We start from the raw sequence: 20,457 nt of genomic DNA, 5'->3' as shown, positions 1-20,457 counted from the left end.
CGTCGCACAGTATGGGCCATGCGTACTCCTTCGCGCTGGAATATGCCCGAAGCGCTTGTTGCGGTGACTGTACGTCAACCATGCTGTCTCGCAAGGGATTCACGTTCCGTAAGGACGTCGATGGCTGCTGTGAGGCGCGAGGCGATGTGTCCGCCGGTTCGGATGGTGTGAGCGGTGCAGGTGCTCCAGGTTCAGTTGGAGGTCGGGCCCGACCCGGCCGAGGTGGGACGCGCCCGGCGATGGGCCCGTTCGAGGCTCGCCGGATCGGGCATAGGGGACGACGAGCCGCTGGCGGAGACGCTGGTGCTGCTCATCTCCGAACTCGTGACCAACGCCGTGGTGCACACCGGCTGCCCGGCGGTGCTGCGGATGCTGTTCGGCGCGGGCTGTCCGGAGGCCGGGACGGTGCGGGTGGAGGTCGCCGACAGGAGCGACCGGCCGCCTCGCCCCCGCCACGCCGAGGGCGAGGACACCAACGGACGCGGCCTGGAGCTGGTGGACGGCCTGGCCGACCGGTGGGGCTGGCAGCGCGAAGGCGTCGGCAAGAGCATCTGGTGCGAGGTGGACCGCGGGGCACCCACGGCCGCCCCGGTCGTCACGCCCCCCGCCGGCCCGACCGCCTCGGTCTCCGTGGCGCACTACTGACGGCTCGCGGTGGGGCGCTCGCCTCGAGGTGAGCGGGTCGTCGCACCCCGGCCGTGACGGCCCCCTGTGCGCGGCGTCGTACCCGTGCCGTCGTCCCGCGCCGTCCTGCCGTGACGTCGTGCCCGTGACGTCGCGCCCGGGCGTTCCCTCCTGTGTCGTCAGAGGATCGCGACCGGGGCCACCGGTGTGCCCGTGCCGCCCACGAAGGGTTCGGGCATCGCGGAGAGCAGGAAGGCGTACCGCCCGCTCTGTGCACAGGCTGTGGACAGACTTTCCAGATTCCAGTTCTGTCCCTGGAGCATCCCCATCTCGACGAGGTCGAGCGCGTGCACGGGCAGCCAGAGGTCCTCGATCTCCGGCGGGAAGATCTCGAAGGTGAGCGTGTCGTTGGCGACGGCGGCGACCTCGCGCGCGTGGAACCACTCGGGCGTACGGATCGAGAGCCCCGGCGACGGGAAGGCGTACCCGTGCTTGTCCCCGGCCAGGTACGAGCGCATCTGCCCCGTCCGGACGAGGACGATGTCCCCCGACCGTACGGTCACCCGGCCGAACTCCGCCGCCTCGTCCAGGTCCTCCGGCGTCACGGCGTGGTCCCCGGGCAGCCGGTCGAGCCCCTTCGCGGCGGCCACGTCGAGGAGGACGCCCCGGCTGACGACGTGCCGGGCCGTGTGGATCCCGCTGAACTCCGAGCGGCCGTGCGGCGTGATGGTGGCGGCCGGGCGGCCGTTGTAGATCCTGCCCGAGTGCGAGACGTGGGTGAGCGCGTCCCAGTGGGTGGCCGCCTGGAGCCCGAAGGTCACCGCGTCGTCGCTGGTGGCGACCGTCCCCGGGCCGAAGAGCTCCTGGTTGATCTGGACCATCACGTGCAGCGGATTGACCCGGCCGGCGATCATGCCGGTCTGCACGCCGTCCTGCTTCAGGTCGAGGGCCAGCGGTATCCGCCGCCCCGAGCGGACCGCCAGGGCCGCCTCCCGCACCACCGCGTCGGTGATCAGGTTGAGCGTCCCCACCTCGTCGTCCCGTCCCCAACGCCCCCAGTTGTTCACGCGCTTGGCGATGTCGTGGAATTCGTCGGGAAGTGACATCCGGGCCTCCGCGGGTCTTGTTCTCCGGTATCTGACGGGCCGTAGAATCCAGCTGACGAACGAATCTAACGGACCGTCAGAAAGTGCGGGAAGGGGCCGGGCGTGGGGAACTTCTTGGCAGGCAAGGTCATCGCCGTCACGGGCGCGGGGCGGGGCATCGGCCGTGCGGTCGCCCTCGCCTGCGCGGCCGAGGGCGCGCGGGTCGTCGTCAACGACTACGGCGTCTCCGTCGAGGGCGGGGAGCCGACCTCGGAGGTCGCCCTCGGCGTCGTCAAGGAGATCGAGGCGGCGGGCGGCGCGGCGGTCGCGGTCGCCGACGACATCTCCACGATGGCCGGCGGGCAGCGGATCGTGGACGTGGCGCTCGCGGAGTTCGGCCGGATCGACGGGGTCGTCTGCCTGGCCGGCATCCTGCGCGAGCGGATGCTCTTCAACATGTCCGAGGAGGAGTGGGACCCGGTCGTCGCCACCCATCTGAAGGGCACCTTCACCGTCTTCCGGGCCGCCTCCGCGGTCATGCGCAAGCAGGGGACCGGCACGCTGATCGGCTTCACCAGCGGCAACCACCAGGGTTCGGTCGCCCAGGCCAACTACTCCGCGGCCAAGGGCGGGATCATCTCGCTCGTACGGAGCGCGGCGCTCGGCCTGCACAAGTACGGGGTCACCGCCAACGCGGTCGCCCCCGTCGCCCGCACCCGGATGTCGGCCAACGTCCCCATGGAGCTGAAGGAGATCGGCGAACCGGAGGACGTGGCCGCCCTCGTCGTCTACCTCCTCTCCGACCGGGCCCGGCAGGAGGGCATCACCGGCCAGGTGTACACGATCGCCGGTCCCAAGATCGCGGTCTGGGCCCAGCCGAGGGAGCTGCGCGCCGGCTACGCCGAGGGCGGGGCGTGGACGCCGGAGCGGATCGCCGACTTCCTGCCGGGCACGGTGGGGACGGACCCCATGCCGATGCTGGCGCTCCTGGAGGAGATGGCCCGGGCGGCGGCGCAAGGCGGCCGCCCCAACGCCGGGACGGAGCGGACGTCATGAGGGGAGTCGTGTTCGACGGCACGCGGGCCGAGGTCGTCGACGACCTGGAGGTCCGGGCCCCCGGCCCCGGCGAGGTGCTCGTCGCCGTCGCCGCCGCCGGGCTCTGCCACAGCGACCTGTCCGTCATCGACGGCACGATCCCCTTCCCCGCCCCCGTCGTCCTCGGCCACGAGGGCGCCGGCGTCGTCGAGGCGGTGGGTCCCGGCGTCGCCCATGTCGTCCCCGGTGATCACGTCGCCCTCTCCACCCTCGCCAACTGCGGGGCCTGCGCCGACTGCGACCGCGGCCGGCCCACCATGTGCCGCAAGGCGATCGGCAGGCCCGGGCAGCCCTTCTCCCGGTCGGGGCGGCCGGTCTTCCAGTTCGCCTCGAACTCCTCCTTCGCCGAGAAGACCGTCGTCAAGGCCGTCCAGGCCGTGCGGATCCCCTCCGACATCCCCCTGACCTCCGCCGCGCTCATGGGCTGCGGCGTCCTCACCGGCGTCGGCGCCGTGCTCAACCGGGCCAGGGTCGACCGCGGCGAGAGCGTCGTCGTCATCGGCGCCGGAGGGATCGGGCTCAACGTCCTCCAGGGCGCCCGGATCGCGGGCGCGCTCACCGTCGTCGCCGTGGACACCAACCCCGCGAAGGAGGAGACGGCCCGCCGCTTCGGCGCCACCCACTTCCTGACCTCGGCGGACGGTGTGCGGGAGGTCCTTCCCACCGGCGCCGACCACGTCTTCGAGTGCGTCGGGCACGTCGGCCTCGTGCGCACGGCGATCGACCTGCTCGACCGGCACGGCCAGGCGGTCCTGCTCGGCATGACGGCCCCCACGGCCGAGGCGAGCTTCCCGCCCGCCGCGATGTTCCTGGACAAGTCGATCCTCGGCTGCCGCTACGGCTCCTCCCGGCCGCAGAAGGACATCGCCCTCTACGCCGAGCTGTACCGCCGGGGCCGCCTCCTCCTCGACGAGCTGGTCACCGAGACGTACCCGGTGGAGGACTTCGCCAAGGCGGCGGAGGACGCCGAACAGGGGAGGGTCGCCCGGGGGGTGCTCACCTTCCGCTGACCGGTCGGACGTTTCCGTCCGGGAGGGTCCCGTCCGGTCCGCCGCCTGCCCGGTCCTGGCTCACCTGCCTGGTCCGCCGCCGGGACGGCCCCCGTCCGGTCCGCCGCCGTTTCAGTCCCGCGCGCCCGCGCGGAAGGTGCGGCGGTAGGCCGTGGGGGTCACCCCGATCGCCGCCTGGAGATGGGAGCGCAGCGACTGGGGCGTGCCGAAACCGGCGCTGTGCGCGATCCGGTCGACCGGGAGGTCGGTGGACTCCAGGAGGTGCCGGGCGTGCTCGACCCGCTGGCGCGTCAGCCACTGCCCGGGGCTGACGCCCACCTCCTCCCGGAAGCGGCGGGTGAACGTCCGGACGCTCATCGACTCACGGGCCGCCAGGTCGCGCAGCTGGATCGGCTCGTGCAGGTGCGCGAGGGCCCAGGCCCGCGCCCCCGTCGTCGTCGCCGTGCCCGGCGCCGGGAGGGGGCGCTCGATGTACTGCGCCTGGCCGCCGTCCCGATGGGGCGGTACGACGGTCCTGCGCGCGACATCGTTGGCGACGGCCGTGCCGTGGTCGCGGCGCACGATGTGCAGGCACAGGTCGATCCCGGCGGCGACGCCCGCCGACGTCAGCACGTCGCCGTCGTCGACGAAGAGGACGTCGGCGTCGACCCGTACGCTCGGGAACAGCCGCTGGAAGTGCGCGGCCGACGCCCAGTGCGTGGTGGCCGGCCGGCCGTCGAGGTAGCCGGCGGCGGCGAGGACGTAGCCGCCGGTGCAGATGGAGACCAGCCGCGTGCCGGGCCGGATGTGGGCGAGCGCGGCGGCCAGCTCGTCGGTGAGCCGGCCCTCTTCGTGGACCGGCCCGAGTTCGTAGGAGGCCGGGACGACGACGGTGTCCGCCGTCGCGAGCGCTTCGGGTCCGTGCGCCACGTGGATGGAGAAGTCCGCGTCCGTCGGGACCGGCCCGGCGACCGGGGCGCAGGTCACGATCGTGTAGAGCGGCCGGCCCCCGGAGTCCTTCGCTCGGCCGAAGATGCGGTGCGGTATGCCCAGCTCGAAGGGGAGCAGGCCGGGCAGGGCCAGGACGGCGATGCGGTGCGGCACGAAGAATTCCCTTTGTGGTCCAGACCAGTTGCTGCTAGAAGTCGGGTCCGTGACGGACAAGCAATCGGAGCACTACCCGTACAAGTCTGCGGTCCGGGACGCCATTCCCGTACCGGCCGGGGCGCCGGCCCTATGGAACCGAAACTTCCGCCTCTTCTTCGTGGCCCGGGCCGCCGCCGTCTTCGGCGAGGGCATGGTGCCCGTCGCCCTCGCGGCCGGACTGCTCGGCGCCGGGCACTCCGGTTCCTCCGTCGGCTACGCCCTCGGCGCCTGGATCGGCCCCTTCGCGCTCTTCGTCGTCGTCGGCGGCGTGCTCGCGGACCGCTTCACCGCCCGCCGGATGATGATCATCGCGGATCTGGTGCGGCTGCCCGGCGCGGCCGTCCTCGCCGTCTCCTTCGTCTCCGGCAGCCCGCCGCTGTGGAGCGTCTACGCGCTCTCGGCCGTCAGCGGGGTCGGCGCGGCGCTCTTCCAGCCCGGGGTCGCCTCCACTATCCCGCGCATCGCTCCGGACGTGCAGCGTGCCAACGCCGTCCTGCGGGTCGTCGAGTCCCTGATGACCATGGCGGGCCCGGCCGTCGCCGGGCTTCTCGTCGCGCTCTCCGGCGCGGGCGCGGCCTTCGCCGCCAACGGTTCGACCTTCGCGGTCAGCGCCTTCTGCCTCTTCCTCATGCGGATCCCGGCCGCCCCGGCCGACACGGCGGCGCGCGGTTCGCTCGGCTCCGAGATGATCGTCGGATGGCGGGAGTTCCGGGCCCGCAGCTGGCTGTGGGGGGTCATCGCGATCTGGACGGTGTACGGACTGACGGTCGCGGGGCCGATGGTCCCGCTCACCGCGACCCTCGTCACCGGGGACCACGGCTCGGCGGCGTACGGCGTGCTGATGGCGGTCAACGGCGCGGGGAGCGCGGCCGGCGGTCTGCTCGCCCTGCGGTTGCGCCCGCGCCGGCCCCTGGCGGCGGGCGCGGTGGCCCTGCTCGGCCTCCCGGTGAACCTCGTCCTGCTCGGCTCGGGCGCGTCGGTGCAGGTGCTCGGCGTGGGCCAGTTCCTGGGCGGGGCGGCGTTCGCGTTCTGGCTGGTGATGTGGTCGACCTCGGTCCAGACGCATGTGCCGCAGGACGCCCTGAACCGCATGCACGCCTACGACGTGGCCGGATCGCTGCTGATGATGGCGGCCGGGCGGGCGCTCGCGGGCCCGGCGGCGGAGGCGGTGGGGACGGAGGAGGTCCTGCTGGCGGGGGCGGGGATCGCGGTGCTCGTGGTGGGGGCGTTGCTGGTGGTTCGGCCGATCAGGACCCTGCCCCGGCTGTAGCCGGGCGGCGGCCTCCGTGAGACGGCCCGGGTGGAGCCGGATCCTCTCGCGCCTGCCTCCGCGGGATGGCCCGATCTTTGCGAAAGCTGTCATTCGGGCCAATGGTGGGGACGGCGGCGGGTCACGAAGCTGTGTGACGTGACCCAGACAACCGAGACCTCCTCGCCCGGGGCCCCCGCGCCGCCCGCCCAGCGCCGTACCCCGCGCGTGCACCGCGCCTGGTCCGTCGCGACCGTCACCTTCGTCACGATCATCGGCGCCGCGGCCTTCGCCTCGCTGCCCGGACTGCTGATCGAGCCGCTGCACGAGCAGTTCGGCTGGTCGCGCGGCACGATCGGCTTCGCGGTGTCGGTGAACCTCGCGCTGTACGGCCTGACGGCGCCGTTCGCCGCGGCCCTGATGGACCGTTTCGGCATCCGCCGGGTCGTCGCCGTCGCGCTGAGCGTGATCGCCGTCGGCTCCCTGCTGACGGTGTGGATGACGGCGGCCTGGCAGCTCGTCCTCTTCTGGGGCGTCCTGGTCGGCCTGGGCAGCGGCTCGATGGCCCTGGCGTTCGCGGCGACGGTGACGAACCGGTGGTTCGTGGCCCGGCGCGGCCTGGTGACCGGCGTCCTCACGGCGGCCGGCGCCTCGGGGCAGCTCGTCTTCCTGCCGCTGCTCGCCTGGCTGGTCGAGCACCACGGCTGGCGCCCCGCCTCCGTGACGGTCGCCCTCTCCGCCCTGGCGGTCGTCCCCTTCGTCTGGCTCCTGCTGCGCGACCACCCGGCGGACGTGGGCCTCGCGCCGTACGGCGGCGTGTTCGCCGAGAAGCCCGCCCCGGCCGTGGGCGCGGCGCGCCGGGCCGTGACCGTCCTCCTCAAGGCCGCCCGCACCGGCCCGTTCTGGCTCCTCGCGGGCACCTTCGCGATCTGCGGGGCCACCACGAACGGGCTGGTCAGGACGCACTTCGTGCCCGCGGCCCACGACCACGGCATGCCCATCGTCGCGGCGGCCTCGCTGCTCGCCGTCATCGGCGTCTTCGACGTCGTCGGCACGATCGCGTCGGGCTGGTTCACGGACCGCTTCGAGTCCCGGCGGCTGCTCGCGGTGTACTACGCGCTGCGCGGGGTGTCGCTCCTCTTCCTGCCCCTGCTGCTGGCCCCGGCGGTCCAGCCGCCGATCCTCTTCTTCATCGTCTTCTACGGCCTGGACTGGGTCGCCACCGTCCCGCCGACGATGGCCCTGTGCCGGGAGCACTACGGCGAGGACAGCGCGATCGTCTTCGGCTGGGTCCTCGCGTCCCACCAGGTCGGAGCGGCCCTGATCGCCTCCGCGGCCGGCGCGGCCCGCGATCTCTTCGGCTCGTACGACGTGGTCTGGTACACCTCCGGCGCCCTCTGCGCGGCGGCGGCCCTGATGGCCCTGGTCATCCGCCGCAGGCCGGCGGCGACGCCCGGCGTCGCGGTGTGAGGCGCCCGCACCGGCGTCCTCGGGGAGCGGCGGTGGGACGGGGCCGTCACGGCGTGAAGCGTCCGAACCGCCCCCGGTGGAAGAGCAGCGGGGCCCCCTCGTCCGCCGCCCCCAGCGCCTCGACCCGGCCCACCACGATCAGGTGATCGCCGCCGGTGTGGACCTGGGCGATCGCGCAGTCGATCCAGGCCGGGGCTCCCGCCAGGCGCGGGGAGCCCGTCACCGGCGCGGGGGTGTGGGCCACGCCGGCGAACTTGTCCGTGCCGCTCCTCGCGAAGCCCAGGCACAGCTCGCCCTGGTCCGCGCCGAGGACGTTGACGCAGAAGGCGCCGGCCCGGGCGATCCGCGGCCAGGTCGTCGACGTGCGGGCGACCATGAAGGCGATCAGCGGCGGGTCCAGGGACAGCGAGGCGAAGGACTGGCAGGCGAAGCCGGCCGGCCCTTCGGGGCCGAGGGCCGTCACGACCGTGACCCCGCTCGCGAAGTGGCCCAGCACGCGCCGGAACTCTCCCGGATCGACCGGGAGCCGTTCGTCGTCCCGTACCGCCCGGAGCCGTGGCCCGGGGCGGGGCCCGACGGCCGTGGGCGTCCCTGCCGACCTGAGGTACCGGACGGCGGTGGCCGCCATCCCCGCGTGTCCCATCACACCGTCCATTGAAACTGACGAGTCGTCAGATGGGAACCCTCGGGGGCGCCCCGGTCGAGGCGCCCCCCCAGGTCAGATCAGCGCGTCCTTGAACGCGATGTTCACCCGGCGGTCGCCGGACTCGCCCGAAGCGAAGCCGAAGGCCAGCCGGGGCAGGAACGCGCCGGGCCGGGCCGCGTCGGGGACGAGCATGATGTTGATGCCCTCGGGCTCCCGGAAGACGAGGCTCTTCAGGGCCCGGGTCAGAGCGCGCTCCGAGACCCCGGTGTTCAGGTCGACCCGGGTGATGTGGGTGGTGCCCACGTCCTCCGTGTTCGTCGGACCGCCGCCCGCGTACGCCTCGCCCTCGTACATGTACAGGTACGAGCCGTAGAGGCAGAACCCCTGCGCGTCGTAGACGGGCCGGGGCAGGTCCGCGAAGTGGTGCAGCGGCGCTCCCAGCGGCGCGGCGACCGCCGTGTCCAGGTCCCAGACCGCGCACTGCAGCTGCCCGTTGCGGTTGAAGCGGACGAGGAGCCGGCGGTGCTGCATGTCGACGACCGGCCGCGGCGCGCTCAGCGTGGCGCCCGCTCCCGGCAGCTTCAGCGGGTCGGGCGTGCGGTCCTTGAAGTTCATCGCCGTACGGTCGGCCGCGTCGTCCCAGTGGAAGCTGCGCGGCGGCTGGTCGGCGGCCGGGCCCAGGTACTTGATGCGGCAGATCTTCGTGCCGAAGCCGGTGTCCTCCGAGTTCGGCTGCGAGTCGTACTCGATCCAGATGTACGGAGCCGAGCCCGCCGCCGTCGGCTCGACGCCGATCTGGGCGCCGTGCCCGAACCCGCGCAGGTACATCCGCCCCAGCTTGGTCGAACCGTCCGCGCTGAGCTTGGTGATGGCGATGTCGCCCTCACGCTTGCGCGTCGCGTAGGACACCCCGTCGCCCGGGTTGTACATGACCTGGGCGACGTACCAGTGCTTGTTGATGTGGTCGTATCCCGCGCACTGCATCACCGTCGGACACCACGCCTGCTTGTGCATGAAGAGGGCGTCCGAGGAGTCGCCGAGGTCGAACGCCGGCGACACGGGCAGGGCCAGGGCCCCGGCCTCCGCGGTCACGGCCCCCAGCGGTGGCCGCGCCTGCGCCGACGCCGCCGTGGCACCCCCCAGGACCAGGCCGGCGGCGGCGCCCCCGCCGAGCCGTATGAGCCCTCGCCGGCTGACCGGCCCCGTACCGAACGTGCTCATCATGTTCCCCTCGTGGAAAGGACGTTGAGGGGACAACGTAACCCGCTGGGCCGCGGCGGTGACGTCTCGGCCGGACCGCGACGGCCTACCGGCCCTCGTACCGCGCGGGCCGCCGCTCCACGAAGCTCGACACCCCTTCGTTCGCGTCCCGCGTCGTCATGTTGATCTCCTGCGCGGCCGCCTCCGCCGCGAAGGCCGCCGCCCGGTCGCCGTCCAGGGAGGCGTTCACCAGCTGCTTGGTCAGCGCCAGCGCCCGCGTCGGGCCCTGGGCGAGCCGTTCGGCCCACTCCCGCGCCGTCTTCTCCAGCTCCTCCGCGGGGACGACCCGGTTCACGAGCCCGATGCTCCGCGCCTCGTGTGCCGGGACCGCGTCGCCGAAGAACATCAGCTCCTTCGCCCGCTGCGGGCCGATCAGCCGGGTCAGCAGGTACGCCCCGCCCCCGTCCGGCACCAGACCCCTCCGCGCGAACACCTCGATGAACGTCGCCGACTCCGCCGCGAGGACCAGATCGCAGGCGAACGCCAGATGCGCCCCGATGCCCGCCGCCGTCCCGTTCACCGCCGCGATCACCGGCTTCTCGCAGTCCAGTACGGCCCCGATCAGCCGCTGCGCCCCCTGCCGGATCGTCCGCGCCACATCCCCCGGTACGCGCTCCCCGGCGGCCGGCCCCCCGCGCAGGTCCGCGCCCGCGCAGAACCCCCTCCCGGTCGCCGTCAGCACGACCGCGCGGACGTCCGGGCCGGCGGAGGCGTCCCCGAGCAGCGCGATGATCCGCTCCCGCTGGTCCCGGGTGACCGCGTTCATCGCCTCGGGCCGGTTGAGCGTGATCCACGAGACGCCGTGCGCCACCCGGTGCATCACCTCCTCCCGCCGCGTCACGCCTCCTCCCGGCACACCGCGAGCGCGTCCAGGGCCACCGCGCCCTGCCCGCGCGGCAGCACCATCAGCGGGTTGATGTCCAGTTCGGCGAGATCGCCGTCGAGTTCGAGCGCCATCCGCTGCACCCGCAGCACCACCTCCACCAGCGCGTCCACGTCCGCCGCCGGTGCCCCCCGCACCCCGTCGAGCAGCGCCCGCCCGCGCAGCTCGCCGAGCATGTCCCGCGCCTCCCGCTCCCCGAACGGCGGCACGCGCACGGCCGTGTCCCGCAGCACCTCGACCAGGACCCCGCCCAGACCGACCGTGACGGTCGGCCCGAACAGCGGGTCCCGGGTCACCCCCACCACCATCTCGACCCCGCGCCCGACCATCTGGCACACCAGGATGCCGTCGAGGTCGACGCCCTCGTAGCGGGCGATGTCGGTCAGCTCGCGGTAGGCGTCCCGGACCTGGCTCGCCGAGGTCAGCCCGACCTTCACAAGCCCCAGCTCCGTCTTGTGGGCGATCTGGGCGCCGGACGCCTTCATCACCACCGGATAGCCGACCTGCCCGGCGGCCCGGACCGCCGCCGCGGCGCTGGTCACCAGCTGCTCGCGCGGCACCCGGATCCCGTACGCCCGCAGCAGCTGCTTCGCCGCGTGCTCGCTCAGCCGCCGGCCCGGCCGCATCAGCGCCTGAGCCTTGCGGAAGGAGGGAGAGGGGGTGCGCGGGGCCTCGTCGAAGGGGGAGCGGTACGCGGTGGTGAAGCGGTGGTGGTCGAGGTACGCCTTCACGGCCCCGATGCAGTTGCCGAACGTACGGAAGGTGGCGACGCGCGACGAGCCGAGGAGGATCTCGCGGTAGGCCGCCTCGGTCCCCACCGGCGAGCCCCACACCACGCACACCAGCTTGTCCGTGGCCTCGGCCGCGTCCACCAGGTCCCGCGCCAGCCGGTCGCTCATCGGCGGGAAGGGCCCGGTGATCGGACAGACGAGGACGCCGACCGACGGGTCCGCCAGGATCGCGTCGATGATCTTCCGGCCTCGCCAGTCGCCCACCGGGTGGCCGCCGTTGTCGACCGGGTTCGCCACGTTCAGGTAGTCCGGTATCCACTGGTGCAGCTCGGCCTGCTTCGCCTCCGCCAGGGCCGGCAGCCGCAGCCCGGCGGCCGTGGCCAGATCGGAGAAGTGCGCCCCGGTGCCGCCGGAGATGGAGTAGACGACGACCCCGTCCGCGACGGGCTTGCGGGCCCGGGCCAGGAGGGCCGCGGTGTCCTGGAGCTCGTCCAGCCCGTCGACCCGGATCACCCCGAACTGGCGCATGGCGGCGTCGACGACCCGGTCCGCGCCGGTCAGCTTGCCGGTGTGCGAGGCGGCCGTGCGCGCCCCGGCCTCGGTGCGCCCGACCTTGACTGCCACGACCGGCACCCCCCGGCGCGCGGCCCGGTCGGCGGCGAGCAGGAAGGCGCGCCCGTCCTTGAGGCCCTCGACGTAGCAGGCGATGGCCCCGACCTCGGGCAGCTGGGAGAAGTACGAGATGAAGTCGGCGGTCTCCAGATCGGCCTCGTTGCCGGTGGGCGCCCAGTGGGAGAGCCGTATCCCCAGCTCCTGGAGGGTGTGGACCGGCCGGCCCTGGTGCCCGGACTGGGTGATCAGCGCGATCGCCGGGCCGTCGAGGTCCTCGCGGAAGCGCTCGAAGGCGTTGAGGTTGGTGTTGGGACCGAGCAACCGGATCCCCGAGCGCCGTACGGCCTCGGCGAGCCGTTCCTGCGCGTCGGCGCCCTCCCGCCCGGTCTCGGCGAAGCCGGACGCGAACGCGACCGCGAACCGCACCTTCGCCTCCGCCAGCTCCTCGATCACGGGAAGCGGGTCGGCCACGAGGAGCACGGCGAGGTCGACGGGTTCGGCGAGCGTCGCGGCGAGCGCGCCGACGGACGGCACGCAGGGGATCCCGAAGACGGCCGTGCGGGTGGGGTGCACGGGCACCAGATCGGCGCCGACCCGTTCCGCCCAGGCGATGAGCTGCCGGGTGATCCCGGTGTTGGGCCGCCCCTCGGCGTCGGAGGCCCCGACGACGGCGACGGACCGGGGCCGGAAGAACCGGTCGAGATCGGGGACGGGGGCGTGCAGCGGCCGTCCGCTGACGTCCCGGTCGCCGTCCACGGCGGTGACACCGTGGACGGCGATGCCGGGTGTCCCGGCGTGCTCCCCGCAGGCGACCACGCGGGCGCGGAGATCGGTGGTGAAGGTGCCGTGAGTCGATCCAAGCATCGTTCCGCCCGTCCCTCGTCCTGACCTGACGCACAGTCAGATTACAAGTCTGACGGCCTGTCAGGAACAGTCGTGCACCGACGAGCGTGTGAGGGAGCCCGGGCGGGGCGGGCAGGGCCCTACCGCGCGGCCGTCTTGGCGATCCGGCGGGCGATCTTCCTGGCGTCGATCGCCAACTCCCTGAGCATGCCGCTGATCGGGTTCGTGTAGCCCGTGAAGTACAGACCGGGCGCCTCGTGCGGCGTCCGCGCCCCCCGCGCCACGGGCCGTCCCCGCTCGTCGAGCACCCCCAGGTGGCCGACGAGGGGCTCCAGGCCCCGGTGGTAGCCGGTCGCGGCGACGACGGCGTCCGGGGTGATCCGGGACCCGTCCGCGAGGACGACCCCGTCACCGTCGAAGGAATCGACCGCGGCGACGATCTCCACCTTCCCGGTCCGCACGGCGTCGATCAGGCCGACGTCCTGCACCGGGACCGCCCCCTCGCGGACCCGGGAGTACAGGCCCGTGTCGGGACGCGGAAGGCCGCGCTCCGACAGGTCGGGCACGGAGATCCGGCACATCACGGCACCCATCCGGTCCACCAGGCCCACCGGCAGCCGCCGCACCAGGATGCCCGTGCGCTGCGCCGGCCAGCCGGCCGTGGAGCGGCGCACGATGTGCGGCACGGTGCGCACCGCGAGCCGCACCCGCGCCGCGCCCCCCTCGGCGAGGTCGGCCGCGATCTCGGCACCGGTGTTTCCCGCGCCGACGACGAGCACGTCCCGGCCGGCGTAGGGGGCCGGGTCCCGGTACGCGCTCGCGTGCGCGAGGTCGCCCGTGTAGGCGTCGAGGCCGGGCCAGTCGGGCAGGCGCGGGGTGTGGTTGTAGCCGGTCGCCACGACCACCGCGCTGCCGGTCAGCCGGCGCCCGCCGGTCGCGTGCAGGAGCCAGCTCTCGCCGTCCTCGGCGCGCTCGACCCGGAAGACCTCGACGCCCGTCACGATCTCCAGGGCGTGGACGTCGGCGTACTTCTCCAGGTAGCGCACCACGTCCGCGCGGGCGACCCACCGTCCGAAGGAGCGGGGTATGGGGAGTCCGGGCAGCGCGGAGAGCCGGCGGGTGGTGTGCAGCCGCAGCCGGTCGTAGTGGGAGCGCCAGGAGGCGCCGACGGCGTCGGACTTCTCCAGGACGACGGCCCGTACGCCCTGCTCGCGCAGGGTGGCGGCGACGGCGAGTCCGCCGGGGCCACCGCCGATGACGTAGACGGGGTGGCCGGTCGAGCGGTCGTGGGGGGTGTGGTCCATGAACGCTGAGCGTAATGACGTGCTCACTTGTTGGGTCTCGGTCAAGAGGGGGTTCGGTTGCGAAACGGTCACGCGTGCAAGGGGCTTGCGCGGACGGTGTGAAGTCCGCTGAACTGACGTGCCGTCAGATAAGCCGTTCGGGAGGGACCGGAAGCGATGCAGACCATCTGGCTCACCGGCGCGGAATGGCTCGCTGTCCTCCGGATCGGCCTCGGCCTGTGGTGGCTGGAGAGCTGGCGCCACAAGGACAGGAAGGCGTGGTTCGAGCGCGGCACGGGCATCGCCTGGGCCGCGGACGTCGCGGCCGAGCACCGCTGGCGCGCCGTGCGCACGGGCTTCGACCGGATCGTCGCCCCGCGTCCGAAGGTCATGGCGTACGTCGTCGTGTACGCCGAACTCGCCGTGGGCCTCGGTCTCGTCCTCGGATTCCTGACACCCGTCGCGTTGGTGGGCGGCCTGCTCCTGAATCTCCTCTACCTGGTCCTGATGATCCACGACTGGGCCGAGCAGGGACAGAACGCGATGATGGCGCTGATCTCCCTCGTCGCCCTCTTCGCCATGTCGTGGCAGACCGTCTCGCTCGACCACGCGATCGGACTCTTCCGATGACCGCCGCCACCCCGGAACCCGACCCCTTCACCCGCGCCTACTGGGAAGCGGCCGCCGACGGGCGCCTCCTGCTGCGCCGGTGCGCCTCCTGCGGCCGGGCCCACCACTACCCGCGCGAGTTCTGCCCGCACTGCTGGAGCGAGGACGTGGAGTGGGAGCCCGCGAGCGGCCGGGCCACGCTCCACACCTGGTCGGTCGTCCACCGCAACGACCTCCCGCCGTTCGGCGAACGGGTCCCGTACGTCGCCGCGGTGGTGGACCTCGCCGAGGGCCCCCGCATGATGACGGAGGTCGTGGACGTCCCGGAGGCCGACCTCGGCATCGGCATGGAGCTGGAGCTCGGCTTCCGGGCGGAGGGGGAGTTCACGGTGCCGGTGTTCCGCCGGAGCCGACGGGCTCGCGAAGTCGGCGGTTACACGGCAGAGGCGACGACCACGAACGCCGCCCAGGCGGAGGGGGCGACGGCGAGCTGAGGGCCGTCGGGGTTCTTGGAGTCGCGGACATGGACGGTGGTGGGGTGGGCGGCGACCTCGACGCACTCTCCGCCCTCGCCACCGCTGTAGGTGGACTTGCGCCAGTCGTAGGCGACCTCGATGCACTCGCCGCCTTCGGCGCTGCTGTAGCTGCTCTTGAACCAGGCCAGTTCCGCGGTGTTCATCGCTCTCCCAGCAGTTTCTCGATCCAGACCAGGGACTCATGGGGCGTGAGTGCCTGCGCCCGGATGATCCCATAGCGCTCGGCGTAGGTGCGCGTCTCTTCCGGGGCGGTGATCAGCCGCGCGTGTCCGTAGATCTCGGTGTACGCCACCTCCCGCCGCCCCCGGGGGGTCAGCAACGTGAAGGCGCCGTCCAGGTAGGGGTGTTCGTGCCGGTCCTGCGGCATCACCTGGAGGTCGATCGTACGCCGCATGGCCACGTTCCTGATGCGGTGCAATTGCTCCCGATGGACGTCCGGCCCGCCGAAGGGGCGGAGGAGTACCGCTGCCTCCAGGACGAAGCTCATCGTCGGCGCGGGCCACGTGTCGAGGATGACCTGCCGGGCCAGACGGTCGGCCACTCGCTTCTCGACGGTCTCCTCATCCAGCATCGGCCGGCGGTGGGCGAAGAGCGACCGCGCGTACGCCTCCGTTTGCAGAATCCCCGGCACGGCCTGCACGGCGTAATAGTGCAACGCCACCGCCTCCGCCTCCGCCTTCGCGAAGTCCCGGAACCAGTCCGGGTGCCGCGTCCGTGACCGCGCCAGCGCCTCGCGGACGTCGTCGACCGCCGCCGTCAGGACGCCCCGGGCTCCCAGCGCGTGGTCCGCCCGGAGGAGGAAGTCGGGCTGGGGCGTCCGTACCCCGCGCTCGACCGACGAGACGAGGTCCTCGCTGCAGTGCGTGGCGTCCGCCAGTTCCGCCTGGCTCATGCCCGCGTTCTTGCGCAGGGCCTTGACGATCTTTCCGAGCGCACGGAACAAGTGCGCCGTACCGTCGATTTCGGAGGGCCGTTCCGGCCGCTCCTCCTCGTTCCCCGACATGCGTACCGCCTTCTTGGCGTACCCGTACAGTTACTCAGCGTCGTGGCGTCGCTGCTGGTCAGCGTAGGGCCACCGGGCCAGGCTCGGGGGCATGAAGTCCGAAATCGCCACTCCGGCCGGTGAGCACCCCGCCGAGTTCGCACAGCGTCTGTCGGCCACCCGCCGTGGCGCCCGTCTCGCCCGGCTCCTCGCCGTGCAGCAGCTCCGGGACTGGGGCGTCACCGCCACCGACGCCGTGGAGCTCGTCGTCGCCGAGCTGGCCGCCAACGCCGTCACCCACGGCCGCGTGCCCGGCCGTGACTTCGAGGTGCGGCTGGTCCTCGCCGGGGACCACGTGCGCGTCGAGGTGTCCGACGCCCGTGCCGAGCGGGAGCCCGAGCCCGTCTCCGTACCGGACGAAGGGGGCTACGGGCTGCTGCTGGTCTCGGCCCTCGCCGGCGCCTGGGGTGTCAGGAGCCGCTGCGTCGGCAAGACGGTCTGGGCCGTCGTCGCCCTCGCCGGCCACGGCGGCGGGGGCCCGCGGTGACCGGCGCGGAGCCGCTCACGTGGCCCGGCGCTCCACCACGCCCCGTACGTACGCCGCCTGGCCCGCGTGCTGGTTGTCCTCCGCCACCACGCTGACCAGGCGGACGCCCAGGGTGACCGGCGGGTCCCAGGAGTCGTCCACCACGCGGTCGAGGTCGGCGTCGGACACGGACCGGACGTGCTCCAGGGTGCGCGCGTGCACGGCGTCGTAGTAGCCGAGCAGCAGGTCCGCCGAGGCGCGGACCTGGCCGACCTCCTTGCTGGAGTGGCCGTAGCCGGTCGCGTTCTTGCCGAAGGGGAGGCCGAAGCGGGACTGCCAGTCGTCCTCGGTCCACACCTGCTCGGTGTCGAAGACACCGGCGATGTGGTCGTCCTGGATGCGGGTCAGGTGCCAGACGAGCCAGGCGATGGAGTTCGCGTCCTCGTCGACGCGGGTCGCGAGCTCCTCCTCCGACAGCCCCTCGACGGCCCCGTGCACGGCTTCCCTCACCCGCTCGAACAGGTCCAGCAGCAGGTCCGCACTCTTCATCTGGGTCACTCCTCCGCGGTGGGCGCGCGCGGCCCGGCCGGGCCGCCGCTGTGTTCTCTTCCCAGTGGGCCACCGAAGAGGCGCCGCTCCCGTGCCGAACGGCCGGGGACGGCGTCGGGGCGGGCGAGTTTCACCTGGGCGGGGGAGGGGGGCGCCGTGCCGGTCAGGCGCTCCTCGGAGCCGGCCCGTCAGGCCGGCCCTCCCGCCACTCCTCGATCATCGCGTCGACGTCGAACGGCTTCAGGTTCAGGGGAGGGCCCGCCGGGGGACGCTTCAGCGCCTCGGCGATCTTCTTGTTGATCTCGTGGAGGATCCGGCGGACCTGGGACTCGGAGACGGCCCGGCCGACGGCCTCCACCGCGTCCTCTGCCTCCTTGCGCAAGGCGAGGGAGGGCGGGAGGACGGAGCCGCCCTCGCGGTGCAGCTTGCCCTTGATCCACCACAGCTCGTCGTACGGCGCGCGGTCGTCGTCCAGCGGCCGTCCGAAGCCGGCCAGGCGCTGGAACTCGCCCCGCTCCGCCGCCTCGCGGATCTGCTTGTCCACGAATGACTCGAAGCTGACGCCGGGGGGTTTGCGTTCGGTCATGGCTCCAGCGTACGAAGCCCGGTGGGGCGACGGGGAGGGGCGGGAGGGAAAAGGCAGGAGCCCCGCTTCGTGCCCGAAGACACGGAGCAGGGCTCCTTGGGTACTTCTCTAGCCGTGCGCGATCGCCGACCCGGGCAACTTAGGCCGGGGTGACGTTCTCCGCCTGCGGGCCCTTCGGACCCTGCGTGACGTCGAAGTTCACGAGCTGGTTCTCCTCGAGGGAGCGGAAGCCAGACGCGTTGATCGCGGAGTAGTGGACGAAGACATCCGGGCCGCCGCCGTCCTGGGCGATGAAGCCGAAGCCCTTTTCAGCGTTGAACCACTTGACGGTTCCGGTAGCCATAAGCCCTCCTTGGGCCAAAGGGTTGCCCTGCTCCAGAACCTGCAAAGAAGTCTGAAAACTACAAAAGCCTGCGGGTCACATGCTCCGCAGGCTCTGTACTGCAAGGGAAACCAAACTGCAACTTGCGGACGAGCCTAGCACGCAGGGTGCGGTGCGCACTAGAGGGAAAGATCACGTCACTCGCACGTTTGAATCACGCCTCCGACGGGCTGGCGCGCCGCCGTCGGGCCCCCGGCGATGTCCACCGTACGAGACGGGTCTAGCCTCGCGTTGTGGACAAAGCAACCGATGACCACCAGCGCAGCCGGCCCCGCGTCGGGCACATCCAGTTCCTGAACTGCCTGCCCCTCTACTGGGGCCTCGCGCGCACCGGAACGCTCCTCGACCTGGAGCTCACGAAGGACACCCCGGAGAAGCTCAGTGAGCGTCTGGTGCGGGGCGATCTCGACATCGGGCCGATCACGCTCGTCGAGTACCTCCGCAACGCCGACGACCTCGTCGCCCTGCCGGACATCGCCGTGGGATGCGACGGCCCCGTGATGTCCTGCGTGATCGTCTCCCAGCTCCCGCTGGAGCGGCTGGACGGAGCGCGGGTCGCGCTCGGTTCCACCTCCCGCACCTCCGTACGCCTGGCGCAGCTGCTGCTCGCCGAGCGGTACGGCGTCCGGCCGGAGTACTACACGTGCCCGCCCGATCTCGGGCTGATGATGCAGGAGGCGGACGCCGCCGTCCTGATCGGTGACGCCGCCCTGCGGGCCTCGCTGCACGACGCTCCGCGCCTGGGCCTCCAGGTCCACGACCTGGGGCTGATGTGGAAGGAGTGGACGGAGCTGCCGTTCGTCTTCGCGGTGTGGGCGGCGCGCAAGGACTTCCTCGCCCGGGAGCCGGAGACGGTCCGCGAGGTGCACGAGGCGTTCCTGGCCTCGCGCGATCTCTCTCTGGTGGAGGTCGCGAAGGTGGCCGAGCAGGCCGCACGCTGGGAGTCCTTCGACGCGACGCTGCTGGAGCGGTACTTCCGGACGCTGGACTTCCGGTTCGGTCCTGAGCAGCTGGCGGGCGTCCGCGAGTTCGCCCGCAGGACCGGCCCGACGACCGGCTTCCCCCCCGACGTCCGGGTGGAGCTGCTCGGCGCCCGGTGATCGCGCCCGGCCCGCGGGAGGCCCCCGGAGCTTCCCGCGCGGGAGGCCATCGGTCGCTTCCCGCCGTGGGCCCCGGTCCCGGTTCCGCTACGGCGCGGCGACGGGACCCTGCATGTGCCGGCTGATCCAGGCGATCGAGCCGTCCCCCATGCCGCGCACATAGCTCTTGGCGTTGTGCCCGCCTCCCTGGATGACCTGGAGGCGGGTCTTCACCGGCCCCTTGGTGTAGCTCTTCATGAACGCCTTGATCCGGGCCATGCCGGATTCCTCGGTGCCGATCTGGAACGCCAGGTACACCTCGTTCGCCCGGGTGTCCGGCTTCGCGCCGAGCGCCTTGGCGAGCCTTTCCGGATTGTTCGCCTGCCGCTCGGCCTCGTGGCCGGCCCACAGCGGCGAGTCCGGGACGGTGTCGGGACCGGACGCGATCACGGCCTTGAACTTCTCCGGGTGCCGGAGAACGGATTTCAGCCCGACGAAGCCGCCCGACGACGAGCCCATGAACGCCCAGCCGTCCCGGGACGCGAACGTGCGGAAATTGGCGCGGACGAAATCGGGCACGTCCTCGGTCAGCCAGGTGCCCATTCGGGGCTGCCCCGGAATATCGCTGCCGTCGTAGTAGTACGTGTCGTCCGGGTTGAGGACCGGCATCACGACGATGAACGGAAGGCTCTTTCCGGTCCGCGACCACGCGCTGATGCTCGACTGGAGTTTGAGGTCCGTCCCCATCCAGTAATTCGTCGGATAGCCGTTCCCTCCCGGGAAGGGCCACGAGGACCGGGAAGCCGCTGTCCGCGTACTGCGGGTCGAAATACTGCTTCGGAGCCCACACCCACACCTTGCCCGTGAAACCGGACTTCCCGCCCCGCAGGGTGGTGACCCCGATCCTGGTGCCGTCCTCCAGGGTGTTGGCGGTGGTGAAGCTCGCCTTCGGGCCGGTGGGCAGAAGCGTCTCGGGGACCTTCGGCCCGGGCTTTCCCTGTGCCTTCGGGGGATGGTCCGGGGTGCGCGCCTGCGCCGTCGAACGGGGGGTGTCGAAGCTGACCGGGTCGCCCTCGTCGGAACAGCCGGTGACCAGAACGGCCGCGCAGCCGAGGGCGAGGGCGGCGGCGGCGATCCTGGGCAGGCGCTTCGGCGGACGCGTCGGCTGGCGATTCATGGTGCGGCTCCGGTGCGTGTCGACACGACGGTGATGACGCAAGGGAGGAGGGACGGGAGGGGCGATCGGTTGGCTCGATACCGTTTCGAATCGCCGTGATCCGGCCCACGGGGGC

Annotated in this window: 21 protein-coding genes and 1 pseudogene; 9 read left to right on the top strand and 13 right to left on the bottom strand. The window is 72.5% G+C overall.

Annotated elements, in window-relative coordinates; translation table 11 throughout:
* Positions 1–174 precede the first annotated feature (174 nt).
* Positions 175–645: an ATP-binding protein gene (locus ACZ68P_RS16970; RefSeq protein ID WP_471006786.1), complete on the top strand. Its 471-nt coding sequence runs from the start codon at positions 175–177 to the stop codon at positions 643–645.
* 158 nt (positions 646–803) lie between these two features.
* Here the strand turns inward: ACZ68P_RS16970 and ACZ68P_RS16965 are convergent, their stop codons facing one another.
* A complete protein-coding gene (locus ACZ68P_RS16965) occupies positions 804–1,730 on the bottom strand; it encodes a cyclase family protein (protein ID WP_471006784.1) in 927 nt (308 codons plus the stop codon).
* Positions 1,731–1,832: 102 nt separating this feature from the next.
* Between ACZ68P_RS16965 and ACZ68P_RS16960 the strand changes: the two genes are divergently transcribed.
* Positions 1,833–2,765, top strand: a complete 933-nt coding sequence (locus ACZ68P_RS16960; RefSeq protein WP_471006781.1) for an SDR family oxidoreductase — start codon at positions 1,833–1,835, stop codon at positions 2,763–2,765.
* Positions 2,762–3,814, top strand: a complete 1,053-nt coding sequence (locus ACZ68P_RS16955) for a Zn-dependent alcohol dehydrogenase (protein ID WP_471006779.1) — start codon at positions 2,762–2,764, stop codon at positions 3,812–3,814. The genes ACZ68P_RS16960 and ACZ68P_RS16955 overlap by 4 nt, the downstream gene beginning before the upstream one ends.
* Positions 3,815–3,925: 111 nt before the next feature.
* Here ACZ68P_RS16955 and ACZ68P_RS16950 read toward each other — a convergent pair whose 3' ends face one another.
* On the bottom strand, positions 3,926–4,897 hold the full coding sequence (locus tag ACZ68P_RS16950) for a GlxA family transcriptional regulator (RefSeq protein WP_471006777.1): 972 nt from the start codon (positions 4,895–4,897) through the stop codon (positions 3,926–3,928).
* Positions 4,898–4,946: 49 nt separating this feature from the next.
* Between ACZ68P_RS16950 and ACZ68P_RS16945 the strand changes: the two genes are divergently transcribed.
* Complete coding sequence (locus ACZ68P_RS16945; protein ID WP_471006775.1) at positions 4,947–6,209, top strand: MFS transporter; 1,263 nt, start codon at positions 4,947–4,949, stop codon at positions 6,207–6,209.
* A gap of 138 nt (positions 6,210–6,347) precedes the next feature.
* Complete coding sequence (locus ACZ68P_RS16940; protein ID WP_471006773.1) at positions 6,348–7,658, top strand: MFS transporter; 1,311 nt, start codon at positions 6,348–6,350, stop codon at positions 7,656–7,658.
* Between the two features lie 46 nt (positions 7,659–7,704).
* Here the strand turns inward: ACZ68P_RS16940 and ACZ68P_RS16935 are convergent, their stop codons facing one another.
* The 5 genes from ACZ68P_RS16935 to ACZ68P_RS16915 form a co-directional block, all read right to left on the bottom strand.
* Complete coding sequence (locus ACZ68P_RS16935) at positions 7,705–8,286, bottom strand: flavin reductase family protein (protein WP_471007153.1); 582 nt, start codon at positions 8,284–8,286, stop codon at positions 7,705–7,707.
* A 90-nt stretch (positions 8,287–8,376) separates the two neighbouring features.
* Positions 8,377–9,528 (bottom strand): hypothetical protein, encoded by a 1,152-nt coding sequence (locus tag ACZ68P_RS16930; RefSeq protein WP_471006772.1) that lies wholly within the window; start codon positions 9,526–9,528, stop codon positions 8,377–8,379.
* 82 nt (positions 9,529–9,610) lie between these two features.
* The gene (locus ACZ68P_RS16925) at positions 9,611–10,384 is read right to left on the bottom strand and encodes an enoyl-CoA hydratase/isomerase family protein (protein ID WP_471007151.1); all 774 of its coding nucleotides are present in this window, start codon (positions 10,382–10,384) and stop codon (positions 9,611–9,613) included.
* A 17-nt stretch (positions 10,385–10,401) separates the two neighbouring features.
* The gene (locus ACZ68P_RS16920) at positions 10,402–12,654 is read right to left on the bottom strand and encodes an acetate--CoA ligase family protein (protein ID WP_471006770.1); all 2,253 of its coding nucleotides are present in this window, start codon (positions 12,652–12,654) and stop codon (positions 10,402–10,404) included.
* A 119-nt stretch (positions 12,655–12,773) separates the two neighbouring features.
* Entirely contained in the window at positions 12,774–13,937 is a 1,164-nt protein-coding gene (locus ACZ68P_RS16915) for a flavin-containing monooxygenase (RefSeq protein WP_471006768.1), read from the bottom strand.
* Between the two features lie 156 nt (positions 13,938–14,093).
* Between ACZ68P_RS16915 and ACZ68P_RS16910 the strand changes: the two genes are divergently transcribed.
* Together ACZ68P_RS16910 and ACZ68P_RS16905 are read left to right on the top strand one after the other, a co-directional pair.
* Positions 14,094–14,546 carry a DoxX family membrane protein gene (locus tag ACZ68P_RS16910; protein ID WP_471006766.1) on the top strand — a complete coding sequence of 151 codons (453 nt, stop codon included), beginning with the start codon at positions 14,094–14,096 and terminating at the stop codon, positions 14,544–14,546.
* The gene (locus ACZ68P_RS16905; protein WP_471006765.1) at positions 14,543–15,019 is read left to right on the top strand and encodes a Zn-ribbon domain-containing OB-fold protein; all 477 of its coding nucleotides are present in this window, start codon (positions 14,543–14,545) and stop codon (positions 15,017–15,019) included. Before ACZ68P_RS16910 ends, ACZ68P_RS16905 begins: the two co-directional genes overlap by 4 nt.
* Here the strand turns inward: ACZ68P_RS16905 and ACZ68P_RS16900 are convergent.
* Complete coding sequence (locus ACZ68P_RS16900) at positions 14,959–15,204, bottom strand: DUF397 domain-containing protein (RefSeq protein ID WP_471006763.1); 246 nt, start codon at positions 15,202–15,204, stop codon at positions 14,959–14,961. The two genes, ACZ68P_RS16905 and ACZ68P_RS16900, sit on opposite strands and share 61 nt — an antisense overlap.
* Positions 15,201–16,064 (bottom strand): helix-turn-helix domain-containing protein, encoded by an 864-nt coding sequence (locus ACZ68P_RS16895; protein ID WP_471006760.1) that lies wholly within the window; start codon positions 16,062–16,064, stop codon positions 15,201–15,203. Before ACZ68P_RS16895 ends, ACZ68P_RS16900 begins: the two co-directional genes overlap by 4 nt.
* A gap of 91 nt (positions 16,065–16,155) precedes the next feature.
* On the opposite strand from ACZ68P_RS16895, the gene ACZ68P_RS16890 reads away from it, so the two are divergent.
* A complete protein-coding gene (locus ACZ68P_RS16890; RefSeq protein ID WP_471006758.1) occupies positions 16,156–16,590 on the top strand; it encodes an ATP-binding protein in 435 nt (144 codons plus the stop codon).
* A gap of 15 nt (positions 16,591–16,605) precedes the next feature.
* Here ACZ68P_RS16890 and ACZ68P_RS16885 read toward each other — a convergent pair whose 3' ends face one another.
* From ACZ68P_RS16885 to ACZ68P_RS16875, 3 genes are all read right to left on the bottom strand, one after another.
* Positions 16,606–17,118 carry a mycothiol transferase gene (locus ACZ68P_RS16885; protein ID WP_471006756.1) on the bottom strand — a complete coding sequence of 171 codons (513 nt, stop codon included), beginning with the start codon at positions 17,116–17,118 and terminating at the stop codon, positions 16,606–16,608.
* 163 nt (positions 17,119–17,281) lie between these two features.
* Positions 17,282–17,704: a DnaJ family domain-containing protein gene (locus ACZ68P_RS16880; RefSeq protein ID WP_471006754.1), complete on the bottom strand. Its 423-nt coding sequence runs from the start codon at positions 17,702–17,704 to the stop codon at positions 17,282–17,284.
* A gap of 139 nt (positions 17,705–17,843) precedes the next feature.
* A complete protein-coding gene (locus ACZ68P_RS16875) occupies positions 17,844–18,047 on the bottom strand; it encodes a cold-shock protein (protein ID WP_008738468.1) in 204 nt (67 codons plus the stop codon).
* 272 nt (positions 18,048–18,319) lie between these two features.
* On the opposite strand from ACZ68P_RS16875, the gene ACZ68P_RS16870 reads away from it, so the two are divergent.
* Positions 18,320–19,186: a menaquinone biosynthetic enzyme MqnA/MqnD family protein gene (locus tag ACZ68P_RS16870; protein ID WP_471006751.1), complete on the top strand. Its 867-nt coding sequence runs from the start codon at positions 18,320–18,322 to the stop codon at positions 19,184–19,186.
* A gap of 87 nt (positions 19,187–19,273) precedes the next feature.
* Here the strand turns inward: ACZ68P_RS16870 and ACZ68P_RS16865 are convergent.
* A pseudogene (locus tag ACZ68P_RS16865) lies at positions 19,274–20,342 on the bottom strand (alpha/beta hydrolase).
* Positions 20,343–20,457 lie beyond the last annotated feature (115 nt).

It is taken from the genome of Streptomyces sp. NPDC036822, assembly GCF_055609145.1.
The sequence above is the reverse complement of the archived record's forward strand: the minus strand, read 5'-3'. Positions and strand labels throughout refer to the sequence as shown.

Coding starts and splice junctions, on each gene's coding strand:
- ACZ68P_RS16875 (WP_008738468.1), bottom strand. CDS start 18,047: ATGGCTACCGGAACCGTCAAGTGGTTCAACGCTGAAAAGGGCTTCGGC.
- ACZ68P_RS16910 (WP_471006766.1), top strand. CDS start 14,094: ATGCAGACCATCTGGCTCACCGGCGCGGAATGGCTCGCTGTCCTCCGG.
- ACZ68P_RS16920 (WP_471006770.1), bottom strand. CDS start 12,654: ATGCTTGGATCGACTCACGGCACCTTCACCACCGATCTCCGCGCCCGC.
- ACZ68P_RS16935 (WP_471007153.1), bottom strand. CDS start 8,286: ATGGCGGCCACCGCCGTCCGGTACCTCAGGTCGGCAGGGACGCCCACG.
- ACZ68P_RS16890 (WP_471006758.1), top strand. CDS start 16,156: ATGAAGTCCGAAATCGCCACTCCGGCCGGTGAGCACCCCGCCGAGTTC.
- ACZ68P_RS16885 (WP_471006756.1), bottom strand. CDS start 17,118: ATGAAGAGTGCGGACCTGCTGCTGGACCTGTTCGAGCGGGTGAGGGAA.
- ACZ68P_RS16955 (WP_471006779.1), top strand. CDS start 2,762: ATGAGGGGAGTCGTGTTCGACGGCACGCGGGCCGAGGTCGTCGACGAC.
- ACZ68P_RS16900 (WP_471006763.1), bottom strand. CDS start 15,204: ATGAACACCGCGGAACTGGCCTGGTTCAAGAGCAGCTACAGCAGCGCC.
- ACZ68P_RS16965 (WP_471006784.1), bottom strand. CDS start 1,730: ATGTCACTTCCCGACGAATTCCACGACATCGCCAAGCGCGTGAACAAC.
- ACZ68P_RS16925 (WP_471007151.1), bottom strand. CDS start 10,384: ATGCACCGGGTGGCGCACGGCGTCTCGTGGATCACGCTCAACCGGCCC.
- ACZ68P_RS16880 (WP_471006754.1), bottom strand. CDS start 17,704: ATGACCGAACGCAAACCCCCCGGCGTCAGCTTCGAGTCATTCGTGGAC.
- ACZ68P_RS16905 (WP_471006765.1), top strand. CDS start 14,543: ATGACCGCCGCCACCCCGGAACCCGACCCCTTCACCCGCGCCTACTGG.
- ACZ68P_RS16930 (WP_471006772.1), bottom strand. CDS start 9,528: ATGATGAGCACGTTCGGTACGGGGCCGGTCAGCCGGCGAGGGCTCATA.
- ACZ68P_RS16895 (WP_471006760.1), bottom strand. CDS start 16,064: ATGTCGGGGAACGAGGAGGAGCGGCCGGAACGGCCCTCCGAAATCGAC.
- ACZ68P_RS16915 (WP_471006768.1), bottom strand. CDS start 13,937: ATGGACCACACCCCCCACGACCGCTCGACCGGCCACCCCGTCTACGTC.